This is a genomic window from Streptomyces durocortorensis, assembly GCF_016901035.1.
Taxonomy (GTDB): domain Bacteria; phylum Actinomycetota; class Actinomycetes; order Streptomycetales; family Streptomycetaceae; genus Streptomyces; species Streptomyces durocortorensis.
Genome location: NZ_JAFEUF010000127.1, coordinates 3417 through 20779 on the forward strand (window position 1 = coordinate 3417; position 17363 = coordinate 20779).

Below are 17363 nucleotides of genomic sequence, written 5' to 3' on the forward strand. Positions count from 1 at the left end.
CCCCCCCCGACCCCCACTGGGGTGCGCGGCCGGTACGCTGGCGTGGGTCCGCTCCGGGGCCGGGCCCCCCCCCCCCCCGCCCGCCCCCCCCGGGGGGGGCCCGGGGGGGGCTCCTCCTTGCGGCGGCACATCGTCGGCTCCCACGCCAACGTCGGCCCCTCTCAGGACGGACTCCGTTGTCCTTCCTTGGCCATCCGGCTGTGGGAGCGCCCGTAGACGAAGTAGATGATCACGCCGAGCACCATCCAGGCACCGAAGCGCACCCAGGTCTCCACCGGCAGGTTCAGCATCAGCCAGACCGACGCCGCCACGGAGACGATCGGGAGCAGCGGGACCAGCGGAGTACGGAAGGCGCGGGGCAGGTCCGGGCGGGTGCGGCGCAGGACCAGGACACCGAGGGCGACGACGACGAAGGCGAAGAGCGTGCCGATGTTCACCAGGGTCGCGAGCTCTTCGATGCTGGTGAATCCGGCGATGATCGCGATCAGCACGCCGAGCAGGATCGTCGGACGGTACGGGGTGTGGAAGCGCGGGTGCGTCTTGGAGAAGAAGCGCGGGAGCAGGCCGTCGCGGCTCATCGCGAAGAAGACCCGGGTCTGGCCGAGCAGCAGGATCATGCAGACCGTGGTGAGCCCGACCGCCGCGCCGAAGCTGATCAGACCGGCGTAGAACGGATGCCCGGTGGCCTTGAAGGCATCGGCGAGCGGGGCGCTGACGGACAGGTCCTTGTAGTTCTGCATACCGGTGACCACGATCGAGACCGCCACGTAGAGCACCGTGCAGATGATGAGCGAGCCGAGGATGCCGCGCGGCATGTCGCGCTGGGGCAGCTTGGTCTCCTCGGCGGCGGTGGCGACCACGTCGAAGCCGATGAAGGCGAAGAACACGATGGAGGCGGCGGTGAAGATGCCCATCACGCCGAAGTTGGTGGGTTCGTAGCCGAACATCAGCTGAACCAGCGGGGCGTCCCAGCCGCCGCCGGTCTCCTGGCTCTCGGCCGGCGGGATGAACGGCTTGTAGTTCTCGGCCTTGATGAAGAACAGGCCCGCGATGATCACCATGAGGACCACGCCGACCTTGATCGCCACCACGACCGAGGTGACCCGGGCGGAGAGCTTCATGCCGATGACCAGGATGACGGTCAGCACCAGCACCAGGGCGAAGGCCAGGATGTCGAAGCCGAATCCGTCCGCCACGTCCGTCCCCGAGAGCACTTCGGGCAGCGCCCAGCCGACGTTGTCCATCAAGGACCGGATGTAGCCGGACCAGCCGACGGCGACCACCGCCGTGCCCAGCGCGAACTCCAGGACCAGGTCCCAGCCGATGATCCAGGCCACCAGTTCGCCCAGCGAGGCGTAGGAGAAGGTGTACGCGGACCCGGCCACCGGGACGGTGGAGGCGAACTCCGCGTAGCAGAGCGCGGCGAGACCGCAGACGACGCCCGCGACGACGAAGGCGATCGCGGTGGCGGGGCCCGCCGTCTCCTTGGCGACCTGCCCGGTGAGGACGAAGATTCCGGTGCCGATGATGACACCGACGCCGAAGACCGTCAGGTCCAGGGCGGAGAGGGACTTCTTGAGCCCGTGTTCCGGCTCCTCGGTGTCGCGGATCGACTGCTCGACGGATTTGGTGCGGAACATGCCTTTTCCGCGGGGTGGTGTGACCTGCGCGCTCACCTGCGTACCTCCACGCACTCGTTGTGAACGCCATGATGAGGACCGAAAAGCACAAGAACACGCCAGTTGGCCCGTTTCATGCGAATGGGCCGGGAGAACCACCCGGACAGGGGTCGTCTTCCCGGCCCATCGGCCCGAAAATGGGTCAGTCGCGGACGGGCTCCACCGCGCGGCTCTCGAAGCGGCCGTCGAGCTTGGCGACCAGGCCCGTGACCTGCCGGGCGATGTCCGGGGCGGTCAGACCGATCTCGGTCATGACCTCGCCGCGCGAGGCGTGGTCGAGGAAGACCGGCGGGATGCCGAAGTCGCGCAGCGGTACGTCGACGCCGGCGTCGCGCAGCGCCTGGGCGACGGCGGAGCCGACGCCTCCGGCCCGGCTGTTGTCCTCGACGGTGACGACGACCCGGTGGCGCTCGGCGAGCGGGGCGAGCGCCTCGTCGACGGGCTTGACCCAGCGGGGGTCGACGACGGTGGAGGAGATGCCCTGGGCGTCCAGCAGGTCGGCGATCTCCAGGCACATCGGGGCGAGCGCGCCGACGGAGACGACCAGGACGTCGGGGCGGGCCGCCTTCGGCTCGCGCAGGATGTCCATGCCGCCGGCCTTGCCGACCGCCTTGACGGCGGGGCCGACCGCGCCCTTGGAGAAGCGGACCACGGTGGGCGCGTCGTCGACGGCGACGGCCTCGCGCAGCTGGGCGCGGACCTGGTCGGCGTCGCGCGGGGCGGCGATCCGGAGGGTGGGCACGCACTGGAGGATCGACATGTCCCACATGCCGTTGTGCGAGGCGCCGTCCGTACCGGTGATGCCGGCCCGGTCCAGGACGAAGGTCACGCCGCACTTGTGCAGGGCGACGTCCATCAGGACCTGGTCGAAGGCGCGGTTGAGGAAGGTGGCGTAGACCGCGAAGACCGGGTGGAGGCCGCCGGTGGCCAGGCCCGCCGCGGAGACCGCGCCGTGCTGCTCGGCGATGCCGACGTCGTAGATCCGGTCCGGGAAGGCCTCCTGGAACTTGCCGAGACCGACCGGCTGGAGCATGGCCGCGGTGATCGCGACGATGTCCTCGCGCTCCTGGCCGAGCTTGACCATCTCCTCGCCGAAGACGGAGGTCCAGTCGAGGCCGGAGGTGGAGATCGGCAGGCCGGTGTCCGGGTGGATCTTGCCGACCGCGTGGAAGCGGTCCGCCTCGTCCTCCAGGGCCGGGGTGTAGCCGCGGCCCTTCTCGGTGAGGCAGTGCACGATGACCGGGCCGCCGAAGCGTTTGGCGCGCTGGAGCGCGGATTCCAGGGCCTCGATGTCGTGGCCGTCGATCGGGCCGACGTACTTCAGGCCGAGGTCCTCGAACATGCCCTGCGGGGCGATGAAGTCCTTGAGGCCCTTCTTGGCGCCGTGCAGGGTTTCGTACAGCGGACGCCCGACGACGGGTGTGCGCTCCAGGATGTCCTTGCCGCGGGCCAGGAACCGTTCGTAACCGTCCGTGGTACGGAGCGTGGCGAGGTGGTTGGCCAGGCCGCCGATGGTCGGGGCGTAGGAGCGCTCGTTGTCGTTGACGACGATGACGAGGGGGCGGTCCTTGGCGGCGGCGATGTTGTTCAGCGCCTCCCAGGCCATACCGCCGGTGAGCGCGCCGTCACCGATGACCGCGACGACGTGGTCGTCCTTCTTCAGGACCTCGTTCGCCTTGGCCAGGCCGTCGGCCCAGCCGAGGACGCCGGAGGCGTGGCTGTTCTCGATGATGTCGTGCTCGGACTCGGCCTGGGAGGGGTAGCCGGAGAGGCCGCCCTTCATCTTGAGCCGGGAGAAGTCCTGGCGGCCGGTGAGCAGCTTGTGGACGTAGGCCTGGTGGCCGGTGTCCCAGAGGACCCTGTCCTTGGGCGACTCGAAGGCGCGGTGCAGGGCGATGGTGAGCTCGACGACGCCCAGGTTGGGTCCGAGGTGGCCGCCGGTCTTGGACACCGCGTCCACCAGGAAGGTACGGATCTCGTCCGCGAGCTGGTCCAGCTCACCGAGGCTGAGCCGGTCCAGGTCGCGCGGTCCCTTGATGCGGGTCAGCAGATCCACCCGTGCCTCCTTGCGTTTGAGCTGATCGAGCGTGCCGATCCGATGAGTCTAATGTTCCGCTACCGGACGTGAGCAGCGGGCGGCCCTGTTCGTAGCGATAACCGGACACGCGCAGGCGCGACCCGCGGTCTTCTGGGTCTTACGGGTGACGGAGTCGATGACGACCGTGGCGAGGAGCACGGCGCCGGTGACCATGTACTGGATCGGCGTGGCGATGCCCTCCAGCGACAGGCCGTACTGGATCGAGACGATCACCATGACGCCGAGCAGCGCGTTCCAGGTGCGGCCGCGGCCGCCGAAGAGGCTGGTGCCGCCGATGACGGCCGCCGCGATGACGTTCATCAGGAGGTCGCCGGTACCGGAGCCCTGGTTGGCCGCCGCGATCTTGGAGGCCCAGAACAGGCCGCCGATCGCCGCGAAGGTGCCCGCGATGGAGAAGACGGAGATCCGGATCGCGGTGACGTTGATACCGGCGCGCCGCGAGGCCTCGACGCTGCCGCCGAGCGCGAAGATCTTCCGCCCGTAGGCCGTCCGGCGGAGCAGGAAGTCCGTGCCGACCAGGACGATCAGGAAGAGGACCAGTGCGAGCGGCAGGCCGCGGTACTGGTTGAACATGTACGCGGCGGCGAAGGCGAACACCGCGAGGACCGCGGTGCGCACGGCGATGTCGGCGATCGGGCGGGACGGGACGCCCGCGGCCTCGCGGCGGCGGGTGTCCACGAAGGCGGCGGCGAAGTAGCCGACGACCGCGATGGCGGCGAGCCCGTAGGCGGCGGCGACGTCGGTGAAGTAGTACGTGGTCAGCTTGCCGACCACCCCTTCGCCGTCCAGGTTGATGGTGCCGGAGTCGCCGAGCAGCTGGAGCATGAAGCCGAGCCAGAACAGCAGGCCGGCCAGGGTGACGGCGAAGGCCGGGGCCCCGATCCGGGCGAAGAAGAAGCCATGGATCGCGCCCATCACCGCGCCGCTGACGATGGCGACGACGATCGCCAGCCATTCGTTCATGCCCTGGGTGACGCTGAGCACCGCGACCAGGGCGCCGGAGACACCGGAGACGGAGCCGACCGAGAGGTCGATCTCGCCGAGCAGCAGGACGAAGATGATGCCCACGGCCATCATGCCCGTGGCGACCATGGTGACCGCGATGTCGCTGATGTTCTTCGCGGAGAGGAACTCGGAGTTCAGGCTCTGGAAGACGATGGCGATGATCGCGAGGCCGATGATCACCGGGATCGAGCCCAGGTCACCGCCGCTGATCTTGCGCTTGAACTCGGTGAGGTAGCCGGCGAAGCCCTGCTCGCGGATGAGCAGCCGGGGGTCGACGACCGTGGCGGCACCGTCGGCGGCGTCCGGGTTGCCGACCGGCGGCGCGTCCACCGGGTCGCTGCCCTTGTCCAGCGAGGTGCTGCTCTTGTCCACCGTGTTGGTGGTCTCGTCGGTGGTCACTTGGAAACCTCCGCGTTGCGCGCCGCACGTCGGGTCACGGCGTTGTCCGTGGCGCCCGTGATGGCGGAGATGATCTCTTCCTGGGAGGTGGTCTTCACGTCGAAGACACCGTTGTTCCGGCCCAGCCGGAGCACGGCGACCTTGTCGGCCACGGCCTTCACGTCGGCCATGTTGTGGCTGATGAGGATGACCGCGTGACCGCGTTCGCGCAGCCGCTCGACGAGGTCGAGGACCTGGGCGGTCTGCTCGACGCCGAGGGCGGCGGTCGGCTCGTCGAGGATGACGAGCTTGGGCTCACCGAGCATCGACCGGGCGATGGCCACGGTCTGGCGCTGGCCGCCGGAGAGCGAGGCGATCGGGATGCGGACGCTCGGGATCCGGATGGAGAGCGTGGAGAGCAGCTCGCGGGAGCGGCGCTCCATCTCCACCTCGTCCAGGATGCCGAACTTGCGCAGCTCCCGGCCCAGGTAGAGGTTGCCGACGACATCGATGTTGTCGCACAGCGCGAGGTCCTGATAGACGGTCGCGACGCCCAGGTTCTGGGAGTCGTGCGGCTTGTTGATCTGCACCGCCCGGCCCTCCCACTCGATGACGCCGTCATCGATCGGGTGGACTCCGGCGATCGTCTTGACCAGCGTTGATTTACCGGCGCCGTTGTCGCCGACCAGGGCGACCACCTCGCCGGCGTGGACCTCAAGCTCTACATCGGTGAGTACCTGGACGGCACCGAAGCGCTTGGAGACCCCTCGCAACGCCAACACGGGCGTAGCGGACACATGAACCATCTCCTTCGCCGCCTGACCGGCGGGGATGCCGCACCCGGGGGAAGGCGCGGCGGTGTCGAGCAAAGAGAACAGATGAGGTGTGAGCGTTCCGTCCGGCGCCCCGCCCGGTAGCGGGACGGTTGGTGTGCGGGGCGCCGGACAGGCTTCGTGGCGCGTGCGGGCCGGTCGGACCGGCGCTCGCGTGCGCGGGCGGTGGGCCGCTCCCGCCCTCCCGCTCTCTCTCGGGAGCGCTGCGGGCGGCACGGCCGGTGGTACGGCGGAGGGAACCCGGCCGCCGGGGAGCGGGCCGGGCCCCGGGGCCCGTCGTTCGACGACAGGCCCCCGCGGACTACTTCAGACCGATCTTGTCGCAGTCGGCCTTGTACTTGGCCGTGCAGATCTCGTCCAGCGTCCAGATGCCGTCCTTGAGGACGGTGTCCTGGATGTTGTCCTTGGTCAGCGAGACGACCGGGACGAGGACCGTCGGGATGCCCTTGGTGGTGGCGCTGTCGACCTTCGAGGTGGCGATGGAGTCGAGCTTCTCGCCCTTGGCGAGGGCGACGGCCATCTCGGCTGCGACGATGCCCTCGGCCGGGTAGGACTTGTAGACGCTCATGAACTGCTCACCGGAGACGATGCGCTGCACACCCGCGAGCTCGGCGTCCTGGCCGGTGACCGGCGGGAGCGGGTCGATCCCGGCACCCTTGAGGGCGGTGATGATGCCGCCTGCCATGCCGTCGTTGGCGGAGTAGACGCCGTCGATCTTGCCCTTGCCGAGCGCGGTGATCGCCGCTTCCATGTTGGCGTTGGCGTTCTCCGGCTTCCACTCCTTGGTGTCGTACTCCTTGCCGTACTTCACCTTGCCGTCGAGGACGGACTTGGCGCCCGACTTGAAGAGCGCGGCGTTCGGGTCGGTGATCGCACCGTTCATCATCACGATGGTGCCGCCGTCGGCCTTGTCGCCCAGGGCCTCCAGCAGGGCGGTGCCCTGGGCCCGGCCGACCTCTTCGTTGTCGAAGGAGGTGTAGGCGTCGATGGGGCCCTCGGCGAGGCGGTCGAAGGCGACGACGGGGATGCCGGCGTCCTTGGCCTTCTTGACGCTGTTGGCGATCGCCTTGGAGTCGACCGAGCCCAGGATGAGGGCGTCGACCTTGTTGGTGATCATGGTGTCGACCTGCTGGGCCTGCGTGTTCGCATCCTGCTTGGCGTTGGCGTAGGTGACCTTCGCCTTGCCGCCGGTGAGCTCGCTGATCTTCTTCTCGATGATCGGCCGGTCGAACTTCTCGTAACGGGCCGTCTGGTTCTCGGGGAGGAGCAGACCTATCTTCAGGTCGTCGCCCTTCTTCTCCGCCGAGCCCTGCTCGGCCTTGTCGCCGGACTCCTTGGCGCTCCCGCAAGCGGCCAGCGAGATCGCCATCGTGGTGGCGGCAACGGCAACGGCGGCACGACGCATACGCGTGTTCATTCTCGAACCTCCCTGACGAGGCCGCGACGTTGCGGCCGAGGTGGCTGGAAGTCAACTCGGCCCCAGCGCCAGCGTCAAGGAGTAAATCCTTAACGAGATGACAACGGTGCCATTCGTTATCTAAGTGAAGGCAGGAGTGGCCACAGGGAGGGTGCTCTCCAAAAGGGTTGAATCCCCCATCTCGCTGAGCACCAGGGCGAGTGCGCCCAGCACCTCGGCACGGCCGCCGAGCGCCCCGGGAAGGACCGAGAGCTGCCGGGCGGCGCTGGGGATCGCGTAACGCGACACCGAGTCCCGTATGGGCCCCAGGACCAGCTCCCCGGCCTCCGCCAGCGAGCCGCCGAGCACGACGCGGCTGGGGTTGAGCAGATTGCACAGGTTGGCCACGCCGCTGCCTATGTGGCGGCCCACGTCCCCGATGACCCGGCGGCACCCCGGATCGCCCTCCCGGGCCAGCTGGACCACCCGCTCCATGGTGAGCCCGGGGCCGTGGCTGGGCTGGAGCAGCGGCAGGACGTAGCGGGCGGCGGTGAATGTCTCCAGGCAGCCGCGGTTGCCGCAGCGGCAGACCGGGCCGGACTCGTCGAGCGTGATGTGCCCGATCTCGCCGGCCGTGCCGCCGGGGCCCCGGTAGATGGTCCCGTCGATCACCAGACCGGCGCCGACGCCGCTGGCCACCTTGATGTACGCGAGGTCCTTGACGCCCCGGCCGCTGCCCCAGACCAGCTCGCCCAGCGCTCCGAGGTTGGCGTCGTTGTCGACGTACACGGGCACGCCGAGGCGGCCGGAGAGCTCCTCGCTGGGGTTGATGCCGGTCCAGCCCGGCAGGATCGAGGTGGAGCCCAGCGTGCCGGACTCGACGTCGATGGGGCCCGGCACGCCGAGACCGACGCCGATCACCTTGTCCGGGCCGATCCCGGTGGCCTCGATCAGCCGGTTGACCAGCACCTCGGCCCGGTCGAAGCCCTCGGCCGAGGAGGCGTCGACGTCCAGCGGCTCGGACTCCTCGGCGAGCACTTGGTGGGCGAGGTTGCCGACGGCGACGCGCAGATGCGTATGGCCGAAGTCGACGCCGATGACGATGCCCGCGTCACCGCTGAGCGAGACGCTGCGGGCCCGCCGGCCGCCCGCCGAGGTGGGCGTGACCTCGACCGTTCCGCCTTCCTTCAGCTCCCGGACGATATTGGAGACCGTGGCCGCGGACAGCCCGGTGCTCCGGGCGATCTCCGCCTGGGTGAGCGATCCCGCCATCCGTACGGCGCGGACGACCCGCTCCAGATTGGCCCTGTGCAGCGATGTCTGCGACCCGGGAGTCTCCATCGACTCATCCACTCCTGCCCTTGGCGGGGGGGGCCGGGGGGCCCCCCCCCCCCGGGGCGCCGCGCAGGGACCCCCCCGGGCGCCCACAAATTTACAAGAAACAGGACCATAGGGGGGGGCGCCCCGCAAGAACCGAGCCCCCGCGCCCCCCCCCAACCCCCCCCCCGCCCGCCCCGCCCCCCCCCCCCGGCCCCCCCCCCCCCCCCCCCCCCCCCCCCCCGCGGCCCCGCCCCCCCCCCCCCCCCCCCCCCCCCCCCCCCCCCCCCCGCCCCGCCCCCCCCCCCCCCCCCCCCCCCCCCCGGCCGGGGCCGCAGCGATGAGACCCCGGCTTCCTCCAACATGTGAACTCTAAGCTGACCGTTCGGGGGTGCCTCCCGTCAAGACCTGAGCACCGGGTCGTTGTGGATACGTGACCTTCGCGTGTGCGCTACTTCAACGCGCCCGCCGTCAGACCGGAGACGACCTGCCGCTGGAAGATGATGTACGCGGCCAGCACGGGCAGCATCGCGATCACCAGACCGGCGAAAAGGCCGGAGTAGTCGCCCTTGTACCCCTGGCTGGAGGCCAGCTCCACCAGGCCCTGGGCCAGCACCCGCTTCTCCGGGTCGGTGTTGAGGACCGTCGGCAGCATGTACTGGTTCCACTGGCCCAGGAAGTTGAAGATCCCGACGCTGATCAGGCCGGGCTTGGCCATCGGCAGCATGACCTGGAAGAACGTGCGGGTGTGCGAGGCCCCGTCGATGATCGACGCCTCCGCCACCGAGGTCGGCAGCGTACGGAAGAACGAGGTCAGGAAGAACACGGTGAACGGCAGCGAGTACGCGATGTACACGAGGATCAGGCCGTGGATCGTGTTCAGCAGCCCCATGTTGTCCATGACGTAGAACAGCGGGACCAGCGCCAGCATGATCGGGAAGCTCATGCCGCCGACGAACAAGAAGTAAATGAAGCGGTTGCCGGGGAACTCGAAGCGGGCGAGCACGTAGGCGGCCATGGACCCGAGGACCAGGGTGCCGGTGAGGGAACCGCCCACCACCAGGATGGTGTTGAGGAAGTACTCGCTCATGTGGGCCTGGCTCCAGGCCCGGCCCCAGGCGTCGAAGCTCAGCGAACTGGGCAGCGACCACGGGGTGTTGAAGATGTCCGAGTCGGTCTTGAACGAGGACATCACCGCCCAGAACAGCGGCAGGACGACCATGATCGCCCACAGGATCAGCATCCCGTGCGAGAAGACGTTGAGGACCTGGCCCTCACCGCTCTTCGCGGGGGCCGACGAACCCTTGGAGACCGTGCCGGTGCGCTGCGCCGGGACCTTGGCCGCGTCGGCGTCGGAAGGGGATCCGGAGGGCCCGGGGGGAGGGGTGTCAGTGGTCTTCATCAGAACTCCAGCCGCTCGCGCCGGCCCACCCGCATGACGATGGCGGCGAACGCCAGGGTCACGATGAGCAGGGCGACACCGATCGTGGTCGCGTAGCCCGCCTGTCCGTCACGGAACGCCGCCTGGTAGACGTACAGCGGCAGGACGGTGGTCGAGTAGTCGGGCCCGCCGGGGCCGACGCTCATGATGTGGACGATGGCGAAGCCCTCGGCGCCGAGCGCCAGGATGCCCATGTAGACCCAGCCGGACTGGACCGTGTCCCACAGCAGGGGCAGTGTGATCCGGAAGAAGGTCGTGAAGCGGCTCGCCCCGTCCAGCAGGGCGGCCTCGTAGAAGTCCTTGGGGATGGAGGCCATGCCCGCGGAGAACAGCACCACGAAGAAGCCGGTCGTGCACCAGACGAGGACCGCCATGATGACCCAGAGGGCCAGCTGCGGATCGCCCAGCCAGTTCGGTACGTCGTCGAAGCCGACGGCCTTGAGCGTGCCGTTGATCATGCCCTGGGCCGGGTCGAAGGCGAACTGGAACAGGATGGCCACGATCGCGATCGAGAGCACCTGTGGGAAGAAGTAAGCGATCTTGTAGAAGCCCGAGCCCCGTACGCCGGTGACGGGGGGGCCCTTGCGGCGCCGCCCGCCCACGTTGAGCATGAAGGCGAAGAAGAGCGCGAGGCCCAGCGTCACCAGCGGCAGCAGCACCGCCAGCAGCACACTGTGCTGCAGCGATTTCCAGAAGATGTCGTCGTCGAGCATCTTGGTGTAGTTGTCGAACCCGACCATCTTGAAGTCGGGGCTCAGACCCGTCCAGTCCGTGAACGAGTAGTAGATGGACTGGATGAAGGGCCAGATGACGAAGATGACGTACAACGCCATCGGGACCACCAAGAACCCGACTATGAACCGGTATTTACCGTGTTGCATCGTTACCGACTCCGACCTTCCCGTGCTGCCCGCCGCTGGTGACGCGTGGTCACTGGTGCTTGAAGTGCTTGATGGACTGGTCCTTGGCGGTCGCGTCGGCGAAGGCCTGGATCTTCTTGATGGTCTCGGCCGGCTTGGCGCGGCCCGCCATCATCTCGCCGAGCGCGGCGACGCCGATCTGCTCCTTCTGGAGCTTCACGTACCAGTCCTGCAGGCGCGGGTTGACCACGTTGGTACCGGCCTTCTCCAGCGCGGCGACGCCGGACTTGAGGCCGTCGGAGAGCTCGATGCCGTCCGTGCCGCCGTTGAAGGCGGACAGCGACTTCGTGCTGGTGGTGAAGGACTTTGAGGAGGCCTCGCTGAGCATGATGCGCAGCTGCTCCATACCGCCCTCGACGTTCTTCGCCTTGCTCGGGACGATGAACGGCTCACCGCCGGAGGCCCAGATGGTGCCGAAGGGCATCTTGTCCGAGGAGTCGAGGCCGGAGGGGGCGCCCACGGACAGCTTGAAGTCCTTGGGGATGATCGCCGCTTCCTCGTTCTCGACCCAGGAGCCGTTCGGGATGAACAGCGCCTTGCCGCGGGCCCACGCGCCCTGGGAACCGCGGTGGTCCAGGCCGGGGGTGCCCTCAAGGATGTAGTCCTTGGCGACGAGCTCGTAGTACGCCTCGAAGGCCGCCTTGACCGCGGGGTGCTCCCAGGCCTTCGGCTCCAGGTTGTCGATCGCGTCGAGGACCTCGACACCGCCGATCTTGGCGATGAAGGGGTACAGCGAGAAGGGGAGGTAGTAGGGGTGCTTGCCGGGGTACGTCCAGCCGGCGATGCCCTGCTTCTTCGCCTTCGCGCAGAGCGCGAGCATGTCGTCCCAGTTCTCCGGGTACGTGGCGTCGAGCTTCTCCAGCGCGGTCTGCGAGTACCAGACGCCGTAGACCGTGTACGCGTAGTACATGATCCAGACCGGGTCGCCGTCGAACTGGCCCATCTCGACGATGCCGGGCCGCAGGGTGTCGCGGACCTTCTTGGCGGGGTCGTCGATGGAGGGGGCGTCGAGGAGCGGGGTCAGGTCGGTGAGCTGCTTCTTGCCGACCAGGACGCCCATGTCCATCTGCTGGGCACCGGAGTTGTCGATCAGGTCCGGCGGGGTACCACCGTTGAACCGCGGCTGAAGAACCGACTGGATCTTCTGCGTCGCCGAGAACTTGACCTTCGCCTCGGGGTAGGTCTTCTCGTAGACGGCCTTGGCGTCCTCGGCGTACTTGGTTCCGAAGCCGCCGTCGAAGATGACGATCTCCAGCGGGGCGCTGCCGTTGACGGCCAGCGGGTTCTTGTCGCTCTTTTCGCCCTTTTCGACCTTGTCGTCGCTGCTGCTGTCGCCGCTCGCGCAGGCGGACAGGAAGCTCATCGTCGGAACAGCGATCAGGCCGAGTGCGGCAGAACGCTTGATCAGATCGCGACGGCCAAGGCCCTCATTGTTGTGGGCGGAGGTGGATCCCATGCTCAAGTCCTCGCCTTCTCCAGGACTCAGGCGGTGTACCGGTCACCCGTCGAAACTCGCCTCAGGCGAAGGGCCCCGCCACCGCGGTCAGTTGCGCTTGGGTCATGCGGATATGCAGATGTACCGGACAGGCCGGTGCAGTGGGGATGCCGGGAGACCGTACAGCGAGGACGCCCTCGGCGTCTTGGCGACGTTCCTGTTTCCCCCGCGCACACCCGCGTGAAACGGCTGTGCAGATGCCGACAGGTATAGTCCACTTGTCGCCAACTGAGCAAGATCGAAAGCAGGTTTGGGCGGCAGTCTTTCCCGAGTTGAGACCTCACGGACACCTCGGCACCCCGCACCCTCCTCCCGCGGCGGCTATTTCCCCATTCCGGCCGATTCGCCGACGGGCCCCGCGGCAACACCCTTGACACGTCCTGTCACTTGGCTCCCTACTGGACCTTGCATCCCGCTATGACAACGTTGTCCAGGCATTTTCCCGGGGAGGAACGGCTCGGCATGCAGCCACCACGCGGCCTCAACCACGGCTTTGACACAGCCCCTCACGCGGTCCCCCGCCCGGCCTCCCGCCGGAGACGGACCCCCACAGCAGCAGCCCTCGCGGCATCCCTCGCCCTGGTGGTGATCGCCCCCGCGGTCGCCTCCGCCCAGCCCGCCTCGCCGGACCGGAAGCCGTCCGGCGACCGGACGTTCAGCACCTCCTTCGAGGCGGGCGAGAAGCAGCCGGACTGGCGGAACACCGTCGAGGAGGGCCCCGACGGCAAGAAGCGCTCCTCGGGCGTCGACGGGGGCTTCTCCTCCGGCATACCGGGCAATGTCACCGACCGGGTGACGGAGGTCCGCGCGAGCGCCGAGAACACCGCCGGCGGCGAGGTCAAGGAGAACCTCGTCGACGTCGAGCCGGGCTCCAAGTGGCTGACGTTCGCGAAGACCGGCTGGGCCGAGTTCGACCTGGACGAACCCGTCAAGGTCGTGACGTACGCCCTCACTTCGGCCAACGACCACGCCGAGCGCGACCCGAAGGACTGGACGCTGAAGGGCTCGGCGGACGGCAAGGAGTGGACCGACCTCGACACCCGCACCGGCGAGAGCTTCGCCAAGCGGCACGAGACCAAGAGCTACGACTTCGCGGGCGACACCGCCTACCGGCACTTCCGGCTGGAGATCACGAAGAACAACGGCGCGGACGCACTCCAGCTCGCCGACGTTCAGTTCTCGAACGGTGACACCTCCACCCCGGTGCCCGACGAGATGCGCAGCCAGCCCGACCGCGGCCCCTCCGGCTCCCCCACCGCGAAGTCGGGCGCGGGATTCACCGGAAAGAAGGCACTGCGTTACGCGGGTACGCACACGCCCGAGGGACGCGCGTACTCGTACAACAAGATCTTCGACGTGAACACGGCCGTCACCAAGGACACCGAGCTGTCGTACCTCGTCTATCCGCAGATGGGCGAGACGGACCTCAACTACCCGGCCACCCACGTGGCAGTGGACCTCGCCTTCACCGACGGCACGTACCTGAGCGATCTGAAGGCCACCGACAGCCACGGCGGGCTGCTGACCCCGCAGGGCCAGGCGGACGCCAAGCGCCTCTACGTCAACCAGTGGAACAAGGTCGCCGCCCGGCTCGGCACGGTCGCCGCGGGCAAGACGGTCGACCGGATCCTGGTGGCGTACGACTCCCCCAAGGGGAAGGCGAAGTTCCAGGGCTGGATCGACGACATCTCGATCGCCCCGAAGAAGCCCGAGAAGCGCAAGGCGCACCTGTCGGACTACGCGCTGACGACCCGCGGCACCAACTCCAGCGGCGGCTTCTCGCGCGGCAACAACATTCCGGCCACGGCGGTCCCTCATGGCTTCAACTTCTGGACGCCGGTGACCAACGCCGGTTCGCTGAGCTGGCTGTACGACTACCACCGCGGCAACAACGCGGACAACCTCCCCACGCTCCAGGCGTTCAGCGCGAGCCATGAGCCGAGCCCGTGGATGGGCGACCGGCAGACCTTCCAGCTGATGCCCTCGGCCGCGAGCGGCACCCCGGACGCCTCCCGGACCGCCCGCGCGCTGCCGTTCCGGCACGAGAACGAGACGGCGAAGCCGCACTACTACGGCGTCACCTTCGAGAACGGCCTCAAGGCCGAGATGACGCCGACCGACCACGCGGCCCGGATGCGGTTCACCTATCCGGGCAAGGACGCCAGCCTGATCTTCGACAACGTGTCGAACGACGGCGGCATCACGCTGGACCCGAAGACCGGCTCCTTCTCCGGTTACTCGGACGTCAAGAGCGGCCTGTCCACCGGTGCGACCCGGATGTTCGTGTACGGCGTCTTCGACGCGCCGGTCACCGACAGCGGCAAGCTGAAGGGCGGCGGGGGCGACGACGTCACCGGGTTCTTCCGCTTCGACGCGGGCAAGGACCGCACGGTCAACCTGCGCCTGGCCACCTCGCTGATCGGCGTCGACCAGGCGAAGCAGAACCTGGCGATGGAGATCCCGGAGTCGACCTCCTTCGACCGGGTACAGCGCAAGGCGCAGGGCGCCTGGGACGACATCCTCGGCACGGTCGAGGTCGAGGGCGCCAACGCCGACCAGCTGACGACGCTCTACTCCAGCCTCTACCGCCTCTACCTCTACCCGAACTCCGGCCACGAGAAGGTGAAGGGCAGGAACAAGTACGCCAGCCCCTTCTCCAAGGCGACCGGTGAGAACACCCCGACGCAGACGGGTGCGAAGATCGTCGACGGCAAGGTGTACGTCAACAACGGCTTCTGGGACACCTACCGGACGACCTGGCCCGCCTACTCCTTCTTCTCCCCGAAGAAGGCCGGCGAGCTGGTGGACGGCTTCGTCCAGCACTACAAGGACGGCGGCTGGACCTCGCGCTGGTCCTCCCCCGGCGCCGCGGACCTGATGACCGGCACCAGCTCGGACGTGGCGTTCGCCGACGCGTACGTCAAGGGCGTGAAGTTCGACGCCGAGGCCGCCTACGACGCGGCGCTCAAGAACGCCACCGTGGCCCCGCCGTCCTCGGGCGTCGGCCGCAAGGGCCTGGAGACCTCGGTCTTCAAGGGTTACGCGAACACCGCCACCCACGAGGGCCTGTCCTGGTCCCTGGAGGGTTACGTCAACGACTACGGCATCGCCCGCATGGGCCAGGAGCTGTACAAGAAGACGAAGAAGGCGCGGTACAAGGAAGAGTCCGACTACTTCATGAACCGGGCGCAGAAGTACGTCAAGCTCTTCGACGACAAGGCCGGGTTCTTCCAGGGCAAGAAGCCGAACGGCGACTGGCGCCTGCCCTCGGACCAGTACGACCCGCGCGTCTGGGGCTACGACTACACCGAGACCAACGGCTGGGGCTACGCCTTCACCGCCCCGCAGGACAGCCGGGGCCTGGCCAACCTGTACGGCGGCCGCGCGGGTCTGGGCAAGAAGCTGGACACGTACTTCTCGACGCCGGAGACGGCGGGCCCGGAGTTCGTCGGCAGCTACGGCGGGGTCATCCACGAGATGACCGAGGCGCGGGACGTGCGGATGGGCCAGTACGGCCACAGCAACCAGGTCGCCCACCACGCCACGTACATGTACAACGCGGCCTCGCAGCCGTACAAGACGCAGGAGAAGGTCCGCGAGGTGCTGGGCCGGCTGTACGTCGGCAGCGAGATCGGGCAGGGCATCCACGGCGACGAGGACAACGGCGAGCAGTCGGCCTGGTTCCTCTTCTCCTCGCTCGGCTTCTACCCGCTGGTGATGGGCAGCGGGGAGTACGCGATCGGCTCGCCGCTCTTCAAGAAGGTCACCGTCCGCATGGACAACGGCCGCAAGCTGGTCGTGAAGGCCCCGAAGAACAGCGACGAGAACGTCTACGTGCAGGGCGTGAAGGTCAACGGCAAGAAGTGGACCTCCACGGCGCTCCCCCACGACGTGCTGGCCAAGGGCGGCACGCTGGAGTTCGCCATGGGGTCGAAGCCGTCGGCCTGGGGCACGGGCAAGGACGCGGCCCCGGTCTCGGTGCAGAAGGACGACAAGGTCCCGACGCCCAAGGGCGACGCGCTGAAGGGTGACGGCGCGCTGTTCGACGACACCTCTGCCACCTCGGCGACGGTGGAGTCGGTGGAGCTGCCGGTGGCCTCGGCGACGAAGGGCGTGCAGTACACGCTGACCTCGGCGGCGGCGGACAAGGCCCCGAAGGGCTGGACGCTCCAGGGTTCGACGGACGGCAAGAAGTGGAAGGACGTCGACCGCCGCTCCGGCCAGACGTTCGCCTGGGACAAGCAGACCCGGGTGTTCTCGGTGGACAAGCCCGGCTCGTACACGAAGTACCGGCTGGTGCTGACCGGTTCGGCGACGCTCGCGGAGGTGGAGCTGCTGTCGTGATCGTGGCGCGTTCGTGGCCGGTCAGGCGGCGGGGGCGCGCTCGTCGTCGGTCTTGATCTCGATCTCGACGAAGGACAGCCACGCGTCGCCGGTGTTCACGACGTCGTGCTCGCCACCGGCCGGGCGGGCGTAGGAGACACCCGCGCGCAGGGCGGACTCGGTGACCGTTCCATCGGCGGCGAACGCGCTGATGGTGCCGTCGACGACCGGGACGACGACATAGGCGAGGGCGTGGCGGTGGTGGCCGGTGCGGGTGCCGGGCTCGAAGTCCCAGCGGGTGACCCGTACCCGCTCGTCCTCGTGCTGGAGAGTGGCGCGGGCGGTGGTGTCGGTCATGGTGGTGCTGGCCTCCTGGCTGGTCACGGACCGGATGGTCGTCGGGCCCCTCCAGGCTCGCTCAGGCGTCCTGGGGGCTTTCGGGGGGGGTGCCGCCGAGGCCGACACACAGCCCCCCGGC

At 68.5% G+C, this 17363-nt stretch carries 10 protein-coding genes and 1 pseudogene; 1 reads left to right on the forward strand and 10 read right to left on the reverse strand.

Annotated elements, in window-relative coordinates; all coding sequences use genetic code 11:
- Positions 1 to 161: 161 nt before the first annotated feature.
- The 9 genes and pseudogenes from JS521_RS22205 to ngcE form a co-directional block, all read right to left on the reverse strand.
- Complete coding sequence (locus JS521_RS22205) at positions 162 to 1640, reverse strand: amino acid permease (RefSeq protein ID WP_205084703.1); 1479 nt, start codon at positions 1638 to 1640, stop codon at positions 162 to 164.
- Positions 1641 to 1821: 181 nt separating this feature from the next.
- Positions 1822 to 3735: a 1-deoxy-D-xylulose-5-phosphate synthase gene (gene dxs, locus JS521_RS22210; RefSeq protein ID WP_205084704.1), complete on the reverse strand. Its 1914-nt coding sequence runs from the start codon at positions 3733 to 3735 to the stop codon at positions 1822 to 1824.
- A gap of 114 nt (positions 3736 to 3849) precedes the next feature.
- Positions 3850 to 5181: pseudogene (locus JS521_RS22215) on the reverse strand (sugar ABC transporter permease); the annotation flags it as partial.
- Positions 5178 to 5966, reverse strand: coding sequence for an ATP-binding cassette domain-containing protein (locus JS521_RS22220; protein ID WP_010059429.1), 789 nt, complete (start codon positions 5964 to 5966; stop codon positions 5178 to 5180). The pseudogene JS521_RS22215 and the gene JS521_RS22220, both read right to left, overlap by 4 nt.
- Positions 5967 to 6294: 328 nt before the next feature.
- Positions 6295 to 7410 (reverse strand): sugar ABC transporter substrate-binding protein, encoded by a 1116-nt coding sequence (locus JS521_RS22225; protein ID WP_205084705.1) that lies wholly within the window; start codon positions 7408 to 7410, stop codon positions 6295 to 6297.
- 120 nt (positions 7411 to 7530) lie between these two features.
- On the reverse strand, positions 7531 to 8730 hold the full coding sequence (locus tag JS521_RS22230; RefSeq protein WP_205084706.1) for an ROK family transcriptional regulator: 1200 nt from the start codon (positions 8728 to 8730) through the stop codon (positions 7531 to 7533).
- Between the two features lie 427 nt (positions 8731 to 9157).
- On the reverse strand, positions 9158 to 10108 hold the full coding sequence (locus tag JS521_RS22235) for a carbohydrate ABC transporter permease (RefSeq protein ID WP_205084707.1): 951 nt from the start codon (positions 10106 to 10108) through the stop codon (positions 9158 to 9160).
- The gene (locus JS521_RS22240) at positions 10108 to 11028 is read right to left on the reverse strand and encodes a carbohydrate ABC transporter permease (RefSeq protein WP_205084708.1); all 921 of its coding nucleotides are present in this window, start codon (positions 11026 to 11028) and stop codon (positions 10108 to 10110) included. The genes JS521_RS22235 and JS521_RS22240 overlap by 1 nt, the downstream gene beginning before the upstream one ends.
- A 49-nt stretch (positions 11029 to 11077) precedes the next feature.
- Positions 11078 to 12523: an N-acetylglucosamine/diacetylchitobiose ABC transporter substrate-binding protein gene (ngcE, locus tag JS521_RS22245; protein WP_205084709.1), complete on the reverse strand. Its 1446-nt coding sequence runs from the start codon at positions 12521 to 12523 to the stop codon at positions 11078 to 11080.
- A 501-nt stretch (positions 12524 to 13024) separates the two neighbouring features.
- Here ngcE and JS521_RS22250 point away from each other — a divergent pair.
- Positions 13025 to 16906: a GH92 family glycosyl hydrolase gene (locus JS521_RS22250; RefSeq protein WP_205084710.1), complete on the forward strand. Its 3882-nt coding sequence runs from the start codon at positions 13025 to 13027 to the stop codon at positions 16904 to 16906.
- A 21-nt stretch (positions 16907 to 16927) separates the two neighbouring features.
- Here JS521_RS22250 and JS521_RS22255 read toward each other — a convergent pair whose 3' ends face one another.
- Positions 16928 to 17269 (reverse strand): cupin domain-containing protein, encoded by a 342-nt coding sequence (locus tag JS521_RS22255; RefSeq protein WP_205084711.1) that lies wholly within the window; start codon positions 17267 to 17269, stop codon positions 16928 to 16930.
- Positions 17270 to 17363 lie beyond the last annotated feature (94 nt).

Bases quoted from the DNA above. Each gene is read 5' to 3' on its own strand.
- JS521_RS22235 (WP_205084707.1), bottom strand. From the start codon at position 10,108: ATGAAGACCACTGACACCCCTCCCCCCGGGCCCTCCGGATCCCCTTCC.
- JS521_RS22240 (WP_205084708.1), bottom strand. From the start codon at position 11,028: ATGCAACACGGTAAATACCGGTTCATAGTCGGGTTCTTGGTGGTCCCG.
- JS521_RS22220 (WP_010059429.1), bottom strand. From the start codon at position 5,966: ATGGTTCATGTGTCCGCTACGCCCGTGTTGGCGTTGCGAGGGGTCTCC.
- ngcE (WP_205084709.1), bottom strand. From the start codon at position 12,523: ATGGGATCCACCTCCGCCCACAACAATGAGGGCCTTGGCCGTCGCGAT.
- JS521_RS22225 (WP_205084705.1), bottom strand. From the start codon at position 7,410: ATGAACACGCGTATGCGTCGTGCCGCCGTTGCCGTTGCCGCCACCACG.
- JS521_RS22250 (WP_205084710.1), top strand. From the start codon at position 13,025: ATGCAGCCACCACGCGGCCTCAACCACGGCTTTGACACAGCCCCTCAC.
- JS521_RS22205 (WP_205084703.1), bottom strand. From the start codon at position 1,640: ATGTTCCGCACCAAATCCGTCGAGCAGTCGATCCGCGACACCGAGGAG.
- JS521_RS22230 (WP_205084706.1), bottom strand. From the start codon at position 8,730: ATGGAGACTCCCGGGTCGCAGACATCGCTGCACAGGGCCAATCTGGAG.